This window comes from Paenibacillus macerans (assembly GCF_900454495.1).
Lineage (GTDB): Bacteria > Bacillota > Bacilli > Paenibacillales > Paenibacillaceae > Fontibacillus > Fontibacillus macerans.
In genome coordinates this window covers 1,238,968-1,257,957 of sequence record NZ_UGSI01000002.1, presented here as the reverse complement: position 1 = coordinate 1,257,957, position 18,990 = coordinate 1,238,968, and the positions used below count along the sequence as shown (strand labels likewise).

The following is an 18,990-nucleotide window of genomic DNA, read 5'->3' as shown; positions in this document are numbered from 1 at the left end:
GGGGAAGAGCTTCCTGAAAGTAAGCGCCACCGTATCAGCATAACTGAATTGCAATAAAAAGAGACGCTTGTGCTGGGGAACTTGCCCAGGTAAGCGTCTTTTTTATTTGCTTTATGCTTATCCCTGAACACTTATTTAGGGTTGTGGACGAGAATTATTGCTGCGAAAAATACCGCTGCCGCATCGCCTCGTGCAGCAGCACGGATGCGGCCATCGCCACGTTCAGCGATTCCGCGCGGCCGCGCATCGGGATGAGCAGGCCGTCGTCCATCAGTTCGCGGACTTCAGCGCTAAGGCCCCCGCCTTCGCTGCCGAACAGCAGCCAGACCGGGCCGGTGAAGTCGTAGGCGTAGCAGTTCGCCGCCGCCTGCAGGCTCGTCCCGGCCAGCCGGATGCCGCGCCGCTTCGCCTGCGGCAGCACCTCCTCCAGCTTGCCGCTCACCACCGGAAAGTGAAAGATCGAGCCCATCGTGGCGCGCAGCACCTTGGGCCCGTAAATGTCGGCGCAGCCTGCGCCGACGATCACCCCGTCCGCACCGACCGCGTCGGCGCTGCGGATGATCGTGCCGACGTTGCCGGGATCCTGCACGCCGTCCAGCACCACCACCAAACTCCGCTCCTTGTCCAGGAGCGGAGCAAGCGCCCCGCGGTCCTTGCGGACGACCGCGAACACCGGCTGCGGCGTCTTCGTATCGCTGCATTTGCCGATCACGGCGGAGGACACGCCGATCCACTGCACATCAAGGCGCGCGGACGCCGCCGCCTGCAGGTCCGCCGGAATGCCGCCTTCGATATCGTAGCAGACGCATTCCATTTCGGCCCCTGCCAGAAGCGCCTCCTGGACCAAATGAACGCCTTCGATCAAATATTTATGTTGCTTGTCCCGGTTTTTCTTCTCAAGCAGCCCCGCCCATTCCTTGACGCGGGGATTCTGCGGAGACAGTATCTCCATAATATCAGGCCCATCCTTAGATTAAAGGTTCATGCTAAGCTTCCGCGTAAGCCAGCTCCAGCTTGGTCAGGTCATTCTTCTCGCCGACAATGACCAGGACGTCATCGGTCGTTAGACGCTCCGCGGCCGAAGGCGAAATGTTCATCCGGGCACCCCGCTTGATCGCCATCACGTTGCAGCCGAAACGGGCGCGAATATCGAGCTCGATCAGGTTTTTGCCGACCATCTCCGCAGAGACGCGCATCTCCACAATACTGTATTCGTCCGACAGCTCGATATAATCCAGCACATTTGGTGACGTTAAATGATGGGCTACTCTTAAGCCCATATCCCGCTCCGGATAAATCACCTTATCCGCGCCGATCTTCTGCAGCACCTTGCCGTGCAGCTCGTTTTGGGCTTTCACCACGATCAGCGGGCTGCCCAAGTCCTTCAAAATCAGCGTCGTCAAAATACTCGCTTGTATGTCTTCGCCGATCGCGACCACGACGACGTCAAAATTGCGAATGCCCAGCGCTCGCAGCGCTTCTTCATCGGTCGAATCCGCGGAAACGGCGTGCGTGACCAAATTGGCTACCATTTGCGTCCGGTGCTCGTCCGCATCGATGGCCAACACGTCTAATCCCATGTTGCTGAGCGCAGTGGCTACGCTTAAACCGAACCGGCCCATCCCGATCACGGCAAATTGTTTTTTGTTCGCATGCGCCATATTTTCACCACCCGGGCTTTTTTTCATTCGATTCAGTATACCATAATCCGCGGCAAACTTGAATTTTCCCCCGGTTTACAGGACACATTAAGCATTGGACAGGTACCATCAATAAAGGAGGAATCGCTATGCCGGCCATTACGCTCACTTTGCGCGAAGCGATCATGCACAAAATCAACGGCAAGGACGAGGCGGCGCTGCGGGACATGATCGAGGGCTCGATCGACGTTCAGGAGGCGGCCCTGCCGGGTTTGGGTGTCGTGTTTGAATTGATCTGGAAAAACCTCGACGACGCCAAGCAAAACGAGCTCGTTTCCGTTCTAAAGCAACAGGTCGACGCCTTGAATCTGAAGCCTTTGAGATAACAAGGCCCGCGGGGTTAAGTAAACAAGCCTTCTTCTGGCCCATGCCGGCCGAAAGAAGGCTTGTTTGCAGTAAATGTCCGGGACGGATTAAGGCGCTGTCTCAAGAAACTGCGCATCCGGATTTTTCTCCATCGCCGTCCGCATTGCATATTCGTTTTCGAACAAGGCGACGTAATTGCCCTTTTTGTCCTTGACCAGCGTCGAGTTGATGCGGAATTTGGACGGATCGATTTTGTCCGCCACAATCCAGCGCGCGAACTGGAACGGCATCCGCTGCAGCATCACGTCGACGCCGTATTCCCCTTTCATCCGGTATTCGAACACCTCGAACTGCAGCTGGCCGACCACGCCAAGCAGCGTATCCTCAAAGCCAACCGTCGTAAATACCTGAATCGTGCCTTCTTCGGTCAACTGATCGATGCCTTTCTGATATTGCTTGTGCTTGAGCGCATTTTTGACCGTGACCTTCGCGAAAATTTCCGGCGAAAACGTCGGCAGCTCGTCAAACACAATTTCGCTGCCTTGGCTGAGCGAATCGCCGATCCGGAAAATGCCCGGGTCAAACAACCCGATAATGTCCCCCGGGTACGCTTCCGTAACAATGTCCCGGTCTTGCGCCAAAAACTGCTGCGGCTGGGACAGCTTGATCTCCTTGCCCGCCCGCACATGCTTCACGGACATCCCGCGTTCGAATTTGCCCGACACGATGCGCAGGAAGGCGATCCGGTCGCGGTGCGCCGGGTTCATGTTCGCCTGGATTTTGAAAACATATCCGCTGAACTTCTCGTTCGTCGGTTCGACCAGCCCCGCCGTGCTGCGGCGCGGCTCCGGCTTCGGCGCCAGCTGCAGGAAGTTTTCCAGAAATGTCTGCACCCCGAAGTTGTTGACCGCGCTGCCGAAAAATACCGGGGTCAATTCGCCCCGTCTCACCTTCTCCAGATCAAACGGATCACCCGCCACGTCCAGCAGCTCCAGGTCCTGGCACAGCTGTTCATGGAGGTATTCGCCAGCCATTTCACGAATGACCGGGTCGCGGTAGTCCTCGACTTTTTTCACCTGAATGGTGGAATGATCGTCCCCCTGGAACAGCTCCACCTGGTTTTTCATCCGGTCGTATACCCCGGACAGCTCCCGGCCCATCCCGATCGGCCAGTTCATCGGTACGGAGCGGATACCCAGCACCTGCTCGATCTCTTCCATCAATTCAAACGGATTCCGCCCTTCGCGGTCGAGCTTGTTGATAAACGTAAAAATCGGAATTCCCCGCTTGGCGCATACCTGGAACAGCTTGATCGTCTGCGCCTCGACGCCTTTGGCGACGTCGATCAGCATCACGGCGCTGTCCGCCGCGGTCAGCGTGCGGTACGTGTCTTCACTGAAGTCCTGGTGGCCCGGCGTATCCAAAATGTTGACCCGGTGCCCGTTATAATCAAACTGCATGACGGAGGAAGTTACGGAAATCCCCCGCTGCTTTTCGATTTCCATCCAGTCGCTGGTGGCGTGTTTGCTCGCTTTGCGCGCTTTGACCGAACCGGCAAGGCGAATCGCGCCGCCGAACAGCAGCAGTTTTTCCGTTAAGGTTGTTTTCCCGGCGTCCGGGTGGGAGATGATCGCAAACGTGCGCCGTTTGTCGACCTCCTGCTGCAGCACTTGTTCCAATGCTTTGCTCATGCTCACATTCCTCTCGTCCACAAATTCACGTTTTTTATTGTAACATATTTTGTTCCTTGTTTACGCAAAAACACCTTTACCCCATCAAGGGACATAAAGGTGTTTTAGGTTAATATATCATATTCCGCAAACATGCGCCGCCGTTACAAAAGGGTTACTTCTGATCGGGAGCGATCCAAACGACGTTGTCTTCCTCTTGACCGTTGACCGGCCACCAGTGGAAGCCGTCTTTAGCCAACAGCTCTTCCGCTTCCTTCGGTCCCCAGGAACCGGCGGGATAAGGGCTGACGTCGGCAGGGTTTTGCGCCCAGGCTGCGGCGATATGGTCGATGAACGCCCAAGCGGCGGCGACTTCGTCCCAACGGGTGAAGTATGTGGAATCGCCTTGCGCTGCATCGTGCAGCAAGCGCTCATAAGCCTCCGGCGAGTTGATGCCGACCAGGCAGCTTTGGCAAAATTCCATCGCCAGCGGTTCGATTTGCGATTCCGAACCCGGCTTTTTGGCGTTGATTTTGATGTAGATGCCTTCCATCGGATTGACGCGGATAACCAGCAGATTCGGCTCCAGCGAATGCTTTTGGCCGAGATATACGTTCGTCGGCATCTGCTTGAATTCGACGACCACCTCCGTCGTTTTGACGGGCAGCCGCTTGCCGGTCCGGATATAGAACGGAACGCCGGCCCAGCGGAAGTTGTCGACAAATACTTTTGCCGCAAAATACGTTTCCGTGTTGGAGTTCGGATCGACTTTGTCTTCCTCGCGGTATCCCGGCAATTTCTTCCCGCTCGCTTCTCCGGCGGTATATTGGCCGCGCACGACATGGGCCTTGACTTCCTCCGCCGTTTCGTAAGGACGCAGGGAACGCAGCACCTTCACTTTCTCGTCGCGGATATCCTCCGCGTAAAGCCGGCTCGGCGGCTCCATGGCGATCATCGTGAGCATTTGCAGCATATGGTTTTGTCCCATATCGCGCAGCGCGCCCGCATGGTCGTAATAACCGCCGCGCTCTTCAACGCCGACCGTTTCGCTCAGCGTAATTTGGACGTTGGCGATATGCTTGTTGTTCCACAGCGGCTCGAAAAAGGCGTTGGCGAAGCGGATCACTTCTATATTTTGCACCATCTCTTTGCCCAGGTAGTGGTCGATCCGGTAAATTTCCTCTTCCTTAAACACCTGGTTCAGCTCTTCGTTCAGCTTATGAGCCGACTCCAAGTCGTAGCCGAAAGGCTTCTCGATGACGAGGCGATACCAGCCCCGGGTGTCCAGCATGCCGCCTTTTTTCAAGTTTAAAGATACGCTGCCGAACAGCTCCGGAGCCAGCGCCAAGTAGAACAGACGGTTGCCGGGAATGCCGAACCGGGATTCCATCGATTCGGTCAGTTCGCGCAGCTCGTGGTAGCCGTCCACGTTGTTGATGTCCAGCGATTTATACGCAAAATGATCGGCAAACCGCGCCCACTGCTCGGTGTCTTCGATCTTGTAACGGCAGAACTCCTGGATCGAAGCGTGCAGGTCTTCGCGGAACTCCTCCGGTGAACGCGGACGCCGGGCGACGCCGATCACGGCAAAATCCTCGGCGAGCCGGCCTTCGCGATACAGCGAATAAATCGCCGGGAACAGCTTGCGGCGCGCCAAGTCGCCGGTTGCCCCGAAAATAAAAAATACCGCCCCAGGTGCCTGAGGTGATTGTTGATGTTGATTTTCAGCCATGGCTCCTCATTCTTTCTATGTAATATAGTGTATGTTTATTCAATTCCCAATCAAGGATATCTCTTTACAAGGCATCACGAGATGTGATGCTATTTTAGCACATTCGGCAAAATGTTGCCATCACCTTAATCTCAAAAAGCTTCAAAAGTTGTTAAGTTTTCAGAAAACTTCATCTAATTTTTATCTAATTTTCATTTATCCATTGTAACTGCCCTATAACATATCCGATACCGTAACCGATTATGATAACCGATTACCAGCTTCGATCCTCAATGATATAACCTTCTTGAAGCTCGATCTCATCAAACCCGGCCAGATAGCGGCGGTCATAACCTATCGGCTGGCAGCTGGCCGCAATGACCATGTTCCGCTTAGCATGAGTATGCTCCGCCGGCAGAGAAAAAACTCGGACATAAGCAAAATATTCCCGCAGCGTCGCCGCGATCGCCGCCGTCAGTTCATCGCGTTTCCCTCTGCCAAACACGTTAAGCAGAACGATTCCCTCGGGGCGAAGCTTCTCCGCCAACAGCCTGAAAAACGGCGAGGAAATAAGATGCCGCGGCGTCCCTTTTTCCGTAAAAGCGTCAATAATCATTCCGTCAAAACCGGCGGCCTGCTGCTCCTCCAAAATCCGCCGCCCGTCACCGATCCGCACGGAACTCCCGGCATATCCAAAATGGCTGCGGCTTATGGCGACAACGCGCTCATCGATCTCCGCGACGAGCAGCTGCTTGCCCGCTGCCTCCAAATGCGCCGCCAATGTCCCCGCACCGAGGCCGATCATAAACACTTTGTCGCAATCCGGCACATTATGCTCCAGCAAATGAAGCATCGCCCGCGGATATTCTAGTATGATCCGTTCCGGCCGATTTATATCCATCGCCCCCTGCACAGCCCCGTCGCCAAACTGCAGCACCCGAAAGCGCCCCCGCTCACCATACAGCTCCGCCGTTTCATAAACTGAAATATCGCCCGGAATGTCGGCCGGGAAATGACTAGATTCACTTTCCCGCTGAACCAGTTTCGAGTTGTCTGTATGCTTGCCGCTTAGTTCTTTCATGATCCTTTGCCCCTCTATATTTGAAAAAGAACCCGCCTTAACAACGGATTCCAGCCATCTAAGTTGTTTTATACTCAATCACCAATGCGGGCCTATCCGCCGTTAATACTCCACCGTCAACAACGGCGACCCGACCGCAATCTCGTCCATGCCCGTGTCCGCATTGCGGTGGACGGCCAACTGCAGCGCAACCTGGCGTTTGCCGCTTTGCGCCGTAATCGGAAACCCCGGCACAGCGTAAGATTGGCTTGCCGTCAGCTCGTCTTCAAAGCCTTCCACGCGTTCCAGCTTCTGGCCCAACTCATCCTCGATCTGCTGTTCCAATCCCGCAAGTACCGCGGAAACGGTCCGCCCCGCCGGTGCAGGTGCAGGTTCGCTTGGCGCATCCTGCGGCGAATCGCTCGTTACGCCCGGCGGGGAATTGCCCGATACGCCCGGTGGGGAATTGCCCATTGCGCCCGACGGCAAATCGTCCATTACCTCCGGCGGAGACTCGCTTGCCGCACCCAGCTTCGATTCGCTCGATTCGTTCTCTGCCTGCTCCCTCTCTGCCGGTTCGCTTTCCGTCCTTGTACTCGCACCCGCCCTTGCCAGGCCGATGCCCTGAACGGCCGCGTTCCAAGCGATTTGCACGCCTTCATCGGCCAGGGATTCGCCGGCAAGCTGCTGAACGTCCAGCATACGCTCCGCGCTCCCCGCCGTGCCGCCGGCGCCTTCAAGCCGCAGCACGACGTAATACTGCCCCTCGCTCTGCGCCGTAACATCCAGCGTCAGGCGAACGCCTTCGCTGGAACCGTTCGCTTTGTATACGCTATGACCCTGAACATTTTCCGTCTGAGGTTCGGAAAGGCCCAGCCGAGTGGCCAGCGCGCCGGCCGCTTCCTCCTCCGCAAGCTGCGTCTTCCACTTTCCCTGCCACTTGACCGTAACCAGGTAAGGGTCCGGCGTCAACGCCGTCCCGATCGCAAGCAGCTTCTCCAATTGCCCGCCTGCGGCTTCCAGCGAATCGCCGGCAGACACCGGATCACCTACTCCGGCCAAATCGGATTGTTCGTTTTTAAACCGCTGTAATCCAAGCAGCAGCAGCGCGCAAACGATAACGACCAGGCTATAGCTCCACAACTTGCGGTTCTGCATCATTTTCGCCTCCCTAGCCATCGAATGGCACACACATTTCTAGTAATATACAGATTCGCCAGCCCTCAGCCGTTTATCCTGCCATACCCTGTCCTCTTTTTTCTAGCGGACCCAGATGACGCTATTTGCTTAATTCCCCACTATCGTTGCATTAAATCTGACAAGATACATTTTCTAGCCACACCATTATTCTAACGGTTGCCACAAGCGTTATTTGTGCCAAAAACGTTGATTTCAAATTGTAACGGTTGCCATAACGCTTATTTCACTGAAATCCGTCTTAGTTTGCTTAGATTCAGGCAAATAACGACGCTTACAACCGTTAGAAATTAGAAAAGGTCTTTTTTCGGAAAATAGCCGCTGCTGCAACCGTTAAATTTCCAGGTAGCTTTTTTGGGAAATCTTTAGCAAAAGTTAATGCAACGCTAGTGTTATTTCCCGACTATTTCCCGCTCTAAAGGACTCCACAGCCGTTTTATTAGACAATAAGGTCCCCTGGTTCCGTTAGCCGGGCATTGCACCGTGTTGCAGCATTATATGGTACAACACCCGTGGATACAACACCCGTGGTACAGCATTGCATATTGCATTATTTCAGTATTACAGTACAGTATTACGAACTGTAATAGCACGGCGTATTGCAGCATTGTGTTCCCCCATCGGCCAGATCGATCCCCGGCAAACCGCAAAAACGGCCCGGCGAAGTCCATCACTCCGCCAAGCCGTTTTTGTATGCGTAAATGGCCGCTTGGGTGCGGTCCTCGACCCCCAGCTTCGCCAATATGTTCGTCACGTGGAATTTCACCGTTTTGACGCCGATGATCAGCTCGTCGGCGATATCCTGGTTGGATTTGCCCTGGGCCAGCAGACGCAGCACGTCCATCTCCCGCTCGGTCAGTTCCTCGTGGGCCGGCGCCTCCACCTTGGGCTGGCGGAACCGGTTCATCATTTTCGAGGCCACTTGCGATTCGAGCACGGATTGGCCGCGGGCCGCGGCGCGGATCGCTTCGGCGATTTCGGACGCGCGCGACGTTTTAAGCAGATAGCTGAACGCTCCCGCCTCGATCACCGGATACATCTTCTCGTCGTCAAGGTAGCTGGTCAGCACGATCACCTTGCATTCCGGGTGCATTTTCAGCAGTTCCCGGGTCGCCTCGATGCCGTCCATCCCTTCCATGACCAAATCCATCAGCACGACGTCAGGCTTGTACTCCTGCGCCAGCCGGATGCCTTCTTCCCCGCTGCTCGCCTCTCCGACGACCTCAATCCCTTCTTCGGTTCCCAGCACCGCCGCCAGGCCGATTCTCACCATCTCGTGATCGTCGACCAGCAGCACTTTGATTTCCTGTTCATTGTCCAGCTCCATCGCTGTCCGTCCCCCCGCTTTCTTCATGGATTAAAGGTATCGTGATCTCAATCCGCGTTCCTTTGCCGGGCGCGGTGATGAACTGAATCGAGCCGCCGACCTCGTGCACGCGCTCCTGCATCGTCGACAAACCGTACGAAGCCTGCTTTTTGCCGTCCATTTGGAAACCGACCCCGTTGTCCCGCAAAGTCACCTTAACCGCCTCGCCCCGCCGGTGAATCCGAATCTCCATCTTATCCGCTTTGGCATGGCGGAGCGTATTGGACATGGCCTCCTGGATGATCCGGAACAAGTGGTTTTCGATCCCTTTCCCCAGGTTCAGATCTTCGTCCATTTCCAGAGTCAGGTCCATCGGCACCTTTGTTTTCAGCTCCCGCACAAGGTCGCGCAAACCTTGGGACAACTCCTTGCCCTCCAAATAAACCGGGCGCAAATGCAGCAGCAGCGCGCGCATCTCGGATTGGGCCACGGAGGCCATCTCCTCGATCAGTTCCACCTGGCGCTGCGCCTTGTCGAAATCCTTCTCCAGCGTCCGGCTCACGGCCGTGGCGGTCATCGATATGGCGAACAGCTGCTGGGACACCGCGTCATGCAGCTCCCGCGCCAGCCGCTGCCGCTCCTCGACAATCGCCGACACCCGCGCCTGCTCGGCGAGCTGGGCGTTATGCGTCGACAACCGCTGCAGGGAAGACACCTGCTCTTCCCAACGTTTGCCGATACGCTCCAGCTGTTCCCCCAGCCTGCCTATTTCATCCTCGCCCAGCCGGGGAACCATGCCGACCTGGCTGCCCTTTTCCCATTGCAGCAGCGCGTCGCGCAGCTCATCGATCTTCCGCTTCGGCCGGTACCCCTGAAAGAAGCCATAGGCGGCACCGATCACGACCAGCAGCGAGAACAGCGTGAGGCCCGCCCGGATTCCCGTCGGCCAGGACGCTTGCGGCCTGAAATATCCGTATGTATACAGCACGTAAAAAGTGGCTGCCACAATAATAACGGACAGGAGAATTCCTCCGCGCATGCCGCGGGACACCATATTGCTCGGTTTTCTTTTTCTCATGCGGGGCGATCCTCCTGTCTCAAGTTAACCGTATATCAACGTCTCCTACAAGGTAGGAAATCATAATTTTCACTTTTTGTTCGCGGGCGTCGTAATTCGGCGACTTCCAGTACAGCCGATTCAACATCCCCGTCTCTTTGTCCGGACCAAAGTCGATTTGTCCGAACAGGACAAACGCTTCGATTTCGACGCCGTAATCTTCCGGCACCACCAGGTCCACGTCGCCGACGATCCCCTGGAACATCAAAATATTGCTTTGTCCCTCCACGATGGCGAGCGACAAGTCGATATCCAGCTCCCCGAGCACATGCCACATGCTGGTGTTCCGCAAACTCCAAGGATCGCGGTCCCAATGAACGCTGGACGTAATGTTTTGCTTTTGCACGTAATTGCCCTGGGGCTGGGTTTTGCGGATTTTGGCATAATAGAAGCCGAGCGAAATCATCAGAATCGCCAGAACCAGCATAAAATTGTCCAGCAGGATGATGCCGCCGCCGATCGCCAGGAATATATACCCCGTCTTCACTCGTTCACCACGGCGCACTGAATAAATCCCAAAGACCAAAAAGAAGAGGGCGGCGATGGTAAAAAAGCTCAGCCACTTTCCAAATATCAGCAGAACCCCAAGTCCAATAAGTCCGATGGCCAAGAACCTTTTCCGCTTTTCCATGCCGCACCTCCTTCGCAGGTTCAGAGAATCGGAAAAGCCATAACGGCATGAATCCGTGCCGTATGGCTTTACCATGACTTAGCATACCACAAGTCCCAAACGACGTGTAGCTTATTCCTTATTTTCCTCCGGTTTTGCGAGGCCATTCAATTTGGCTTTCAGCGCATCAAGCTGGGCATCGACCTTCAGCTGTTTTTCGGCATCGGCCGGGTTGATGTACGTAGAAGGCGTTGTTCCCCGGTAGGCGACGCCGGCTACTTCGGCCTCCGCTTCCATCTGCATGATCTTCTCCTCCATACGGTGGAAGCCAAGCGAGGCATTGCCGCTTTCGATCGAATGCAGGGTGCTGATTTGCGACATCTGCTTTCTGGCCTTGGCCATTTGCGCGCGGCTGACCAGCTCGTTGCGTTTGTTGCGCAGCTTGTAGAATTCATCCTTCATATCGTGCAATTGCTGTTTCAGTTCAGCGGCATGCGCTTCAGCCCCCGCGTGCAGCTCGGCGAATTCGGTCTGCTTTTGATCGTAATGGATTTTCTCCTCCAGCATTTTGCGGGCCACTTCCTCTTGGCCGTTGCGGAGGGCCAGTTCAGCCTGCGCTTCGCGCTGGGCGGAAATGCGCGCGGCCTCATCCAAACGCTGTTTCATTCTGCGCTCGTTGGCCATCTGCTTCGCCACCGTCACCTCGGCGTCGCGGATTTCCGCCTCCATATCGCGCAAGTATTGGTTGAGCATCACAATCGGATCTTCTACCTTATCGAGCAAATCGTTAACCGACGCTTTCGTGATATCTTTAATTCTTTTAAATACTCCCATGTTTTACACTTCTCCCTTCTCGTAGTTGGAGAGCTTTTTGCGCAGCTCTTCCAGTTCTTTTTGCATCGCTTTCTTCTCGATATCTTCCATCATCGAATCCAGGTTAGACGCCCCGCCGGCCGAAAAGCCCGCCCCCGGCGCTCCCGAACCGTACTGCGGCGGCCGGTTGCCGTAGGGGCCTCCGTTTCCTCCGCCATAGGGAGGACGGTCATGGAAACGCGGATCTCTAAAATCATCGGGACGTCTGGGGCCGTAAGACGGTCCGAACCCTCCGCCCGGCCATCCGCCGTTATAATACGGATCGTACGGTGCATAAGGCTCTTTGGAAACAACCAGCGCCGCGATAAAATAGATGAATACCGTCGTTCCGCCCGTAATCGGAATACTGATCAGCATCAGCAGACGAAGCACCCAGGAACTGACGCCCAAATACTCGCCGAGCCCGCCGAGCAAACCGCTGATCCAACGGTCTCTTCTGGAACGGTACAATTTGTTCATAGCCTTACTCTCCTTTTGGCTTATTCAGCTTCTGCTTCAATCGGGAGAGCTCCTGTTCCAGAGTCGACTGAATCATGGACCCGGCCTGGTTGGCAAAATCCTCGCCGGCTTTGCGCAGCTCGCGAAGGCTGCGGGCCTCCCATTCCATATCGGAAACCCGGTCCTCCAAACGGTTGAACATTTTCGGCACATCCGCCGCGCCGTACCCGCTCATCCGCTGGTTCATCCGCTGCTGCAAACGGAGCGTCTCCATTCTGGCAAAATAATACTGGCGTTTGCTGTAAACAACCTGATATTCGGTTTTCAGCTCATGAAGTTGGCTTTCCAGCTCCTGCAGCGACTCCAGGCTTTGCGTATACAAATCGGAATACTGTTCGATCTTCTCCTCATACAGCAGTTTCTCCTGAAGCGCCAGCTTGGCCAGGTGCTCCTCCCCTGCTTTAAGGGCGAGCAGCGCCTGTTCCTCGCGCTTGTCACGCATCACCTTCGCCTGATCCACCTGCTGCTTGAGCTGTTTGGCGTGTCCGGAGTATTGATAATGCAGCTTCTCCGCCTCGGCGATTTCCTGGCGGGTTTCAATCAGAAACTGGTCGATCAACCGCACCGGATCTTGAGATTGCTCCAATCTTTCGTTTAATGTGGCTACCGTGATATCCCGTACCCGACGAAATACACTCATGCTTGCCTTCCCTCCTAACCTTTCGGTTCATCCGTTTTTCAAGTGACAATGCTTATTCCCTGTATCAGTAACCCCTTCTTCCCCGCAAGGAGGAAATGCCGTATACGATTAATCCGATGCCGAGCACCGGGACGATCAACCAAGCCAGCTTGGAGATCAGGGAAATGACGCCGATGATCAGTACGATCCATCCGAAAAACGCGTTCCCTTGGCGGATGCCGTAAATCCCAAGCCCTACCATCAGCGCCGCGATCACAAGCCCGAAAAGGCTGCCCAGAACGGGAGTCAGGAATCCGAAAATTTGCGGAAGCTTCCCAAGCAAGATCAGAACCCCCAGGGCAATCAGTAAAAGTGCGAAACCGTTCGGTCGATTTGTTCTCATTTGATTATCACCGCCTCTCATTTGATCAACCTTATGTCTCTATTCTAGGAGGAACCGGGGTTTTTCAAAACGGACCGGGGACGGTTTTTCATCCTGGACCTAAGTCGAGGTAGGCTTCGGCCTATAGGGCAGAAAGCGGCCCGGCAAACGGCGGCGGTTTTGTCTTTACAATTCAAAAGGCAGATAATATAATGGAAAAGCACAACTATACAAAAGAAAATGACAGTTATCGGAGGAGCCTGCCACGTTGCGGCTCTTTTTGCCTTTTTTCGGACCTGTAAGGCATAATTCGGCCCCTGCATGGAAATCTAAGGGTATCTCGGATCATGGCAAACTGTCTGGGAGGGGTTTTTATGGAGCAACAAGCCATCTGGGCGATCGGCATCTTTTTGCTGACGTACGCACTCATTATTTCGGAAAAAATCCATCGGACCTTGCTGGCCATGGCCGGTGCGGTCCTGATGATCACGCTCGGCATCGTCGATCAGGAATCGGCGGTTCATCACATCGACTTCAACACGCTGGGACTGCTCATCGGCATGATGATCATCGTGAACACGACTGCGGAAACGGGGCTTTTCAAATATATCGGCATCTGGACGGCCCGCAAGGCCAAAGGGAACCCGGTTACGATCCTGTGGCTGCTCGCTTTGATCACGGCGATCGGCTCCGCGTTTCTCGACAACGTGACGACCATCATTCTGATGGTTCCGGTCGCCTTCAGCATTACCCGCCAGCTGAAGGTCAAGGCGTTTCCTTATGTGTTTTCGCTGGTCATCGCCTCGAATATCGGCGGCACGGCCACCCTGATCGGAGATCCGCCGAACATTATGATTGGCAGCGCCGTGAAAGAGCTGACCTTCACCGCTTTCCTGCAAAACCTGGCACCGATCGCGATTTTGATCATGGCCGTGACGCTGCCGATCTTCATCCTAATGTTCCGCAAAAGTCTGCAAACGGCGCCGGAACATCAACAGAGCATTATGAACATCAGCCTGCACGGCCTGATCACGGATCAAAAGCTGCTCGTCAAATGCCTCGTCGTCTTGGGGTTAACCCTGCTGGGGTTCTTTACGCATCAGACGTTTCATCTGGAATCGGCCACGGTGGCCCTAGCCGGCGCGTTCCTGCTGCTGTTGATCACCGGAGAGCACGTGATGGAACGGGCGTTCCAAACCGTAGAATGGCCGACGATCTTTTTCTTTATCGGACTGTTCGTGCTTGTGGGGGGGCTGATCGATACCGGCACCATCAAACGGCTTGCGGAATGGGCCATAGGTCTGACCGGAGGGGATACGCTGCTGACGTCCATGCTGATTCTCTGGCTTAGCGCTGCCGCTTCCTCGTTCCTCGACAACATTCCGTTTGTCGCCACGATGATTCCGATGATCCAGGATATGGGGAGCATGGGTATCGCCAACCTGGAGCCGCTCTGGTGGAGTTTGGCGCTGGGCGCCTGCCTGGGCGGCAACGGCACGCTGATCGGCGCCAGCGCGAACCTCATCGCGGCCGGCATGTCCGCCAAGGAGGGCGAACCGATTACGTTTATGAAATTTTTGAAATACGGTTTTCCGCTTATGATTTTATCGGTGGCGCTTTCCGCCGCATATGTGCTGATCCGTTACTTCCTGATCTAAAACGGGCTGTTTCCTTTCATTAAATACGCTTTATATGCTATCCTTAAAATAATCCATTTTGCACGAAGAGGAGGGGGCATCATGAAAACGCGGATCGATGGGCTGGGCAAACTTGCGGTTTCCCCGCTGCTTCTGTTCTCGTTGTTGTTGACCTTATTCCTCCCTTCCTTCTCCTGGGCTCCGGTCGTTCCGGAGGCCACGGAAAGGGAGGCGTTTGAAACGGATTACCACAATTCTCACAAAACACCTTTGCGTCTCAACGCTTCCTCGCCTTACGGCAAGCTTTTCATCGACAGAACCGCGCAGAGTTTCTTCAAAGTGCCTGCCGAAGCGGTGCTGGTATTGATCGCCGCCTGGGTTCAATTCCGCCCGTTGTTTTGCCTGTTTTTGAAACGGCTGCTGCTAATGCCCATTAAATTCACAAGTATGTTTACGGCTTGACATTTTTTTCGGTTTTACAAAGTCCTTAAGCCGGTCCAAACGGCCCGCAGCTTCAGGCTTGTTTTGCAATACCCAAAATCAGAAAGCGACCATAAAACTGGAGGCTTGACTCAAATGAATCTCAAAGAAACAATTCTCCCGGGAATCGGTAAAAAATTTGCGATCCAAACCCGTAGCGGTGAAAAACTGACCATTATTATCCATGACGATGGCCGGCGCGAGCTTTATCATTTTGACAATGACGATCCCGATACCAGCATCTCTAAGGTTTCGCTCGACGACGACGAAGCGAGATACGTGTCATCCATCATCGGAGGGGTAACGTACCAGCCGACGGCGCTGGAAAATATCGAAGTGGCCCTGGGCGATCTCATCATTGAATGGTACAAACTCGAACCCCACTATAAAGCGATCGGCAAAACGATCGGCGAACTGCGGATCCGGCAGCGCTCCGGGGCGACCATTATCGCGGTGATCGAGAAAAACCATACGAAACACGTCAACCCCGGCGCCGATTTGCTTCTGACCGCGGAAGCGATGGTTGTCGTTCTCGGCGAACGGCTGCACCAACAGCAAATTAAACAGATTCTATTGAGTGGAAGCAGTTGAATTAAATCATATTGTCAACTGCCTAATAACTTCGGACCGCCACCACCCTAAGACCGTATAAAAATACGCTAGTCGAAAGGAGGGGCTCATTTGAAACAAAAGGGCAGCGTCGGCTCCCCTATGAACATCGTGCGGCATCAGAGCCATGCGGCAATACGCTGTTTGGGCGTGATCGCCGGAGCCTTGCTCGCTTCCATCGGGCTGGAATTATTCCTGATGCCCCATGGCATTGTCGTGGGCGGAATGACCGGATTGTCCGCTTTATTTGCTTTCAAAACGGAAATGAGGTTGGGATTGTTTCTTTTCTTGTTTAACGTCCCTTTTCTGCTGCTTCAACGTAACAGAATCGACTTCACGTTCGGAATTTTCACCGTGTTGGGCCTGCTCGTTTTCTCGCTGGGAACGGTCATACTGCACCCTTACCCGTCCCTGACCGGCGAACAGCTTCCTGCCGCACTGCTCGGCGGGCTGTCGCTCGGCATGGGCATCGGCCTGGCGCTTCGTTTCGGCGGCGCCCTGGATACCGCGGAACAGGCCGCAGAGTTTATGCGCTTTGGAATAATATCGCCGGAATGGATCATTCTGATCTTCAATTGTACGATCCTGATTGCAGCCGGCTTCCATTTTGGTTTCAATCAGGCGATCTATTCCGTGATCGCATATATACTCGCCTTTGAGGCCGTAAAGATACCGGTTCAAGGCTTTAGATTCACCTATACCGTCCTGATCCAAACCCGGAATTACCGGGAAATTCAGGCGGATTTGCAGCGGTATTTAAACCTCAGCGCCGCCTTTCGGACCTTCTCTGCGGACAACGGGGAAGAACACGGCATACTTGAGTGCGAATGCAATCGCCTGGAGCTTTTCCGTTTAAGGGCGATCGTCAGGGACCACGATGCGGACGGTAAAATTACGTTTCGCTTCTGACGCCTTATACGGCTGCAATAGCCCCTCCTCTTTGCAGAGGAGGGGCTATCCTTTTTTTCGATCAATGCTTCGGCAGCTGCTCCAGAAGATATTCGTTAAATTTGCGGACGCTGGGGGACAGCGATTTTTCTTCCCGGTACACAAGGCATATCCGCCGGCTGTTGCTGTACCCCGGCAGATCGCGGCGGATCAGCTCGCCGGACGCGGTTTCCCGCACCACGCTCCGCCGGGGCAGCACGGCGATCCCGATGTTGCATTTCACCGCTTCCTTCATCGTTTCGATCGCTCCGAGCTCCATCACCGCATGGAAACGAAGGCCGATCCCCGCCGCCCAAGCTTCGGTTAGCCGGCGGGAAGTCGATCCCGGTTCGTGCAGCAAAAACGTCTCCAGCCGCAGATCGCGGGCCGTCAGTCCCGTTTGATTGGCGAGCGGGTGCGCCGGCGCAAGCACCAACTGCAGCTCATCGGCGACAAGCGGGACGATTATCATGTCCTGCGGGTCCGTATCCGGCAAGGAGACGATCGCCGCGTCGACTTCGTAATTGCGCAGCATCGCCAGCACGGTGTCGGCTTTTTTGACCGACAGCAGCAGCCTGACGTCCGGGTGAAGCTTCTGAAATCCCGCGAAGTAAGGAGGCAGGAAATAGGTGGCCGGCGTATAACTCGCCCCGAGCCGCAGCTTGCCTCCCCTTCCTTCCCGATGTTCGGCGGCGCGCTCCTCCATCTCTGCGGTCAGGGCCACGATGCGCCGCACATAAGGCAGCAGATCGGCGGCAGCCTCGCTCGGACGCAGCTTGCGGGCCGACTTGCGGGTCAGTTCCAGGCCGAGCTCCTCCTCCAGCTTCCGCAAATGAAAGCTTACCGTCGGCTGCTTTAACCCTAACTTTTCCGCCGCCTCCCGCAGCGTTTTTCCCGAGCCGATCTCCTGCAGCACTTTTAACTGTTGAATGTTCATGTCGCGATTCCCCCTTCTGAACAGAAATATAGATTAAATCTATACTAATATCAATATATATAAACATTATTTAACATAAATTGTACGCTGCGTTAACATGTTGCTGATTGTTGGTTGTTAAATTTGAAGCAGCGAGGAGGCCGAAGGGCAAGTGCGTCAATGGCCCCGACGTGAAATATACGCCTTGAAGGGAGTATGAAGATGAAAAATAAACGAAATCGGGGAATCGGTTTACTGTTGTTGACGCTGCTGTTGTCGCTGGCGTTGACCGCCTGCGGAGGAGCGGGCGGAAACGGAAGCGGCGGCGCGCAAAATACGGCCGGTGGCGCCGGTGCGGAAGCCGCCGGAAATGGATCGGGAGCCGCGCAAGGCGCAGACGGCGGCAACGCCGGTTCCACTGAAGAACCTGTCAAGGACGAAGGAACGCTTACCGTCTACTTGAACGATTTTGACGATATTATCGCCGAAATGTTTGAGAAGAGCACCCGGTACAAGGTGAATCTCGTCACCGGGAACGGGGCGGAAATCATGTCGCGCATCGAGGCGGAGAAAGGCAATCCGCATTGGGACGTCGTTTGGGCGGACATGATGCCGTCGATCAACGGGCTCGGCCAGCAGGGGCAGCTGCTTACGGGCTGGACGCCCGACAACGCCGCCAACTTGACGGAAACCTACCGCGGCTACGTGCCTGAAAACAAAGCTTACTACCCGACGGGCGCCCACGCAGCCGGGGTGATCGTGTACAACAAAAACAGCTTTACGGAAGACCTGGCCCCAAAATCATGGGCGGACTTCGCCAAACCGGAATATAAGGACATCATCGCCACGGCGGACCCGGCGATCGCCGCTCCGGCCTATCCGTTCGTCGCCCGTTTCTTTGAGCAGGAAGGCATGGACGGGGGGAAGGCGTTTTTTGACTCCTGGTTTAACAACGGCCTTCGCGTATATCCGAAAAATCCGCAGGTCGTACAAGCCCTGACTGCGGGCGAAGTGAAAATCGCCGCCCTGCAGGAATCGAACGCCTACAGCATGTTGGCCTCCGGCGAGCCGATCGGCATCGTCTGGCCGGAAGAAGGCGCGCCGGCATCCGTGCGGGTGGCCGCGATTCAGAAGGATACAAAAAACCTGAACGCCGCCAAAGCATTCATCGAGTTTTTGCTCGATCCGAAAACGCAGCAGGAACTGGTCGACCGCGGCGATGAAGCTTATTTCGAGCCGTCCGCCGCAGGGGCCAAACCGAAGGAAGACCGCGATCCAAACGCCAAGCTGGTCGCCACCGACGCCGTCTGGGCCGCGGAGCATGAGGCGGAAATCAAACAATGGTTCGCCGATAAAGCGGTAAAATAACCGG

20 protein-coding genes are annotated in these 18,990 nt (G+C 55.1%); 6 read left to right on the top strand and 14 right to left on the bottom strand.

Annotated elements, in window-relative coordinates:
• Positions 1-154 precede the first annotated feature (154 nt).
• Together DYE26_RS28810 and DYE26_RS28805 are read right to left on the bottom strand one after the other, a co-directional pair.
• A complete protein-coding gene (locus tag DYE26_RS28810; RefSeq protein ID WP_036619802.1) occupies positions 155-952 on the bottom strand; it encodes a TrmH family RNA methyltransferase in 798 nt (265 codons plus the stop codon).
• Positions 953-986: 34 nt separating this feature from the next.
• Positions 987-1,661, bottom strand: coding sequence for a potassium channel family protein (locus DYE26_RS28805; RefSeq protein WP_036619800.1), 675 nt, complete (start codon positions 1,659-1,661; stop codon positions 987-989).
• A 128-nt stretch (positions 1,662-1,789) separates the two neighbouring features.
• Here DYE26_RS28805 and sspI point away from each other — a divergent pair, with 128 nt between their 5' ends.
• Positions 1,790-2,026, top strand: coding sequence for a small acid-soluble spore protein SspI (sspI, locus tag DYE26_RS28800; RefSeq protein WP_036619797.1), 237 nt, complete (start codon positions 1,790-1,792; stop codon positions 2,024-2,026).
• Positions 2,027-2,113: 87 nt separating this feature from the next.
• Here sspI and DYE26_RS28795 read toward each other — a convergent pair whose 3' ends face one another.
• From DYE26_RS28795 to DYE26_RS28745, 11 genes are all read right to left on the bottom strand, one after another.
• On the bottom strand, positions 2,114-3,697 hold the full coding sequence (locus DYE26_RS28795) for a peptide chain release factor 3 (RefSeq protein WP_036619796.1): 1,584 nt from the start codon (positions 3,695-3,697) through the stop codon (positions 2,114-2,116).
• A 154-nt stretch (positions 3,698-3,851) separates the two neighbouring features.
• A complete protein-coding gene (zwf, locus tag DYE26_RS28790) occupies positions 3,852-5,408 on the bottom strand; it encodes a glucose-6-phosphate dehydrogenase (RefSeq protein ID WP_036619795.1) in 1,557 nt (518 codons plus the stop codon).
• Positions 5,409-5,661: 253 nt separating this feature from the next.
• The gene (locus DYE26_RS28785) at positions 5,662-6,468 is read right to left on the bottom strand and encodes a spermidine synthase (protein ID WP_082207677.1); all 807 of its coding nucleotides are present in this window, start codon (positions 6,466-6,468) and stop codon (positions 5,662-5,664) included.
• A 102-nt stretch (positions 6,469-6,570) separates the two neighbouring features.
• The gene (locus DYE26_RS28780) at positions 6,571-7,605 is read right to left on the bottom strand and encodes a hypothetical protein (protein WP_036619794.1); all 1,035 of its coding nucleotides are present in this window, start codon (positions 7,603-7,605) and stop codon (positions 6,571-6,573) included.
• A 709-nt stretch (positions 7,606-8,314) separates the two neighbouring features.
• Complete coding sequence (locus DYE26_RS28775) at positions 8,315-8,971, bottom strand: response regulator transcription factor (protein WP_036619793.1); 657 nt, start codon at positions 8,969-8,971, stop codon at positions 8,315-8,317.
• Complete coding sequence (locus DYE26_RS28770) at positions 8,955-10,028, bottom strand: sensor histidine kinase (RefSeq protein WP_036619792.1); 1,074 nt, start codon at positions 10,026-10,028, stop codon at positions 8,955-8,957. The genes DYE26_RS28775 and DYE26_RS28770 overlap by 17 nt, the downstream gene beginning before the upstream one ends.
• A gap of 19 nt (positions 10,029-10,047) precedes the next feature.
• Entirely contained in the window at positions 10,048-10,698 is a 651-nt protein-coding gene (gene liaF / locus DYE26_RS28765; RefSeq protein WP_036619790.1) for a cell wall-active antibiotics response protein LiaF, read from the bottom strand.
• 111 nt (positions 10,699-10,809) lie between these two features.
• A complete protein-coding gene (locus tag DYE26_RS28760) occupies positions 10,810-11,511 on the bottom strand; it encodes a PspA/IM30 family protein (protein ID WP_036619788.1) in 702 nt (233 codons plus the stop codon).
• 3 nt (positions 11,512-11,514) lie between these two features.
• Positions 11,515-12,009 carry a PspC domain-containing protein gene (locus tag DYE26_RS28755; RefSeq protein ID WP_036619786.1) on the bottom strand — a complete coding sequence of 165 codons (495 nt, stop codon included), beginning with the start codon at positions 12,007-12,009 and terminating at the stop codon, positions 11,515-11,517.
• A gap of 4 nt (positions 12,010-12,013) precedes the next feature.
• Positions 12,014-12,688: a PspA/IM30 family protein gene (locus tag DYE26_RS28750; protein ID WP_036619785.1), complete on the bottom strand. Its 675-nt coding sequence runs from the start codon at positions 12,686-12,688 to the stop codon at positions 12,014-12,016.
• A 64-nt stretch (positions 12,689-12,752) separates the two neighbouring features.
• Positions 12,753-13,070 (bottom strand): hypothetical protein, encoded by a 318-nt coding sequence (locus tag DYE26_RS28745; protein WP_036619784.1) that lies wholly within the window; start codon positions 13,068-13,070, stop codon positions 12,753-12,755.
• Between the two features lie 353 nt (positions 13,071-13,423).
• On the opposite strand from DYE26_RS28745, the gene DYE26_RS28740 reads away from it, so the two are divergent.
• The 4 genes from DYE26_RS28740 (at position 13,424) to DYE26_RS28725 (ending at position 16,684) form a co-directional block, all read left to right on the top strand.
• On the top strand, positions 13,424-14,707 hold the full coding sequence (locus tag DYE26_RS28740; RefSeq protein WP_036619783.1) for an ArsB/NhaD family transporter: 1,284 nt from the start codon (positions 13,424-13,426) through the stop codon (positions 14,705-14,707).
• A gap of 81 nt (positions 14,708-14,788) precedes the next feature.
• Positions 14,789-15,148 (top strand): hypothetical protein, encoded by a 360-nt coding sequence (locus tag DYE26_RS28735; RefSeq protein ID WP_036619781.1) that lies wholly within the window; start codon positions 14,789-14,791, stop codon positions 15,146-15,148.
• 114 nt (positions 15,149-15,262) lie between these two features.
• Positions 15,263-15,757 carry a cation:proton antiporter regulatory subunit gene (locus tag DYE26_RS28730; protein ID WP_036619779.1) on the top strand — a complete coding sequence of 165 codons (495 nt, stop codon included), beginning with the start codon at positions 15,263-15,265 and terminating at the stop codon, positions 15,755-15,757.
• A gap of 90 nt (positions 15,758-15,847) precedes the next feature.
• On the top strand, positions 15,848-16,684 hold the full coding sequence (locus DYE26_RS28725) for a YitT family protein (RefSeq protein ID WP_051985263.1): 837 nt from the start codon (positions 15,848-15,850) through the stop codon (positions 16,682-16,684).
• A 61-nt stretch (positions 16,685-16,745) separates the two neighbouring features.
• On the opposite strand, the gene DYE26_RS28720 is transcribed toward DYE26_RS28725, so the two are convergent.
• Entirely contained in the window at positions 16,746-17,639 is an 894-nt protein-coding gene (locus DYE26_RS28720; RefSeq protein WP_036619777.1) for a LysR substrate-binding domain-containing protein, read from the bottom strand.
• A 201-nt stretch (positions 17,640-17,840) separates the two neighbouring features.
• Between DYE26_RS28720 and DYE26_RS28715 the strand changes: the two genes are divergently transcribed.
• Positions 17,841-18,986, top strand: coding sequence for an extracellular solute-binding protein (locus DYE26_RS28715; RefSeq protein ID WP_036619776.1), 1,146 nt, complete (start codon positions 17,841-17,843; stop codon positions 18,984-18,986).
• The last annotated feature ends 4 nt before the right edge of the window (positions 18,987-18,990 follow it).

Excerpts from the sequence above, each read along its gene's own strand:
- DYE26_RS28810 (WP_036619802.1), bottom strand. The coding sequence starts at position 952 with ATGGAGATACTGTCTCCGCAGAATCCCCGCGTCAAGGAATGGGCGGGG.
- DYE26_RS28735 (WP_036619781.1), top strand. The coding sequence starts at position 14,789 with ATGAAAACGCGGATCGATGGGCTGGGCAAACTTGCGGTTTCCCCGCTG.
- DYE26_RS28795 (WP_036619796.1), bottom strand. The coding sequence starts at position 3,697 with ATGAGCAAAGCATTGGAACAAGTGCTGCAGCAGGAGGTCGACAAACGG.
- DYE26_RS28745 (WP_036619784.1), bottom strand. The coding sequence starts at position 13,070 with ATGAGAACAAATCGACCGAACGGTTTCGCACTTTTACTGATTGCCCTG.
- DYE26_RS28770 (WP_036619792.1), bottom strand. The coding sequence starts at position 10,028 with ATGAGAAAAAGAAAACCGAGCAATATGGTGTCCCGCGGCATGCGCGGA.
- DYE26_RS28730 (WP_036619779.1), top strand. The coding sequence starts at position 15,263 with ATGAATCTCAAAGAAACAATTCTCCCGGGAATCGGTAAAAAATTTGCG.
- DYE26_RS28780 (WP_036619794.1), bottom strand. The coding sequence starts at position 7,605 with ATGCAGAACCGCAAGTTGTGGAGCTATAGCCTGGTCGTTATCGTTTGC.
- zwf (WP_036619795.1), bottom strand. The coding sequence starts at position 5,408 with ATGGCTGAAAATCAACATCAACAATCACCTCAGGCACCTGGGGCGGTA.
- DYE26_RS28785 (WP_082207677.1), bottom strand. The coding sequence starts at position 6,468 with ATGAAAGAACTAAGCGGCAAGCATACAGACAACTCGAAACTGGTTCAG.
- DYE26_RS28775 (WP_036619793.1), bottom strand. The coding sequence starts at position 8,971 with ATGGAGCTGGACAATGAACAGGAAATCAAAGTGCTGCTGGTCGACGAT.
- DYE26_RS28720 (WP_036619777.1), bottom strand. The coding sequence starts at position 17,639 with ATGAACATTCAACAGTTAAAAGTGCTGCAGGAGATCGGCTCGGGAAAA.
- DYE26_RS28755 (WP_036619786.1), bottom strand. The coding sequence starts at position 12,009 with ATGAACAAATTGTACCGTTCCAGAAGAGACCGTTGGATCAGCGGTTTG.
- DYE26_RS28715 (WP_036619776.1), top strand. The coding sequence starts at position 17,841 with ATGAAAAATAAACGAAATCGGGGAATCGGTTTACTGTTGTTGACGCTG.
- DYE26_RS28760 (WP_036619788.1), bottom strand. The coding sequence starts at position 11,511 with ATGGGAGTATTTAAAAGAATTAAAGATATCACGAAAGCGTCGGTTAAC.
- DYE26_RS28740 (WP_036619783.1), top strand. The coding sequence starts at position 13,424 with ATGGAGCAACAAGCCATCTGGGCGATCGGCATCTTTTTGCTGACGTAC.
- sspI (WP_036619797.1), top strand. The coding sequence starts at position 1,790 with ATGCCGGCCATTACGCTCACTTTGCGCGAAGCGATCATGCACAAAATC.
- liaF (WP_036619790.1), bottom strand. The coding sequence starts at position 10,698 with ATGGAAAAGCGGAAAAGGTTCTTGGCCATCGGACTTATTGGACTTGGG.
- DYE26_RS28805 (WP_036619800.1), bottom strand. The coding sequence starts at position 1,661 with ATGGCGCATGCGAACAAAAAACAATTTGCCGTGATCGGGATGGGCCGG.
- DYE26_RS28750 (WP_036619785.1), bottom strand. The coding sequence starts at position 12,688 with ATGAGTGTATTTCGTCGGGTACGGGATATCACGGTAGCCACATTAAAC.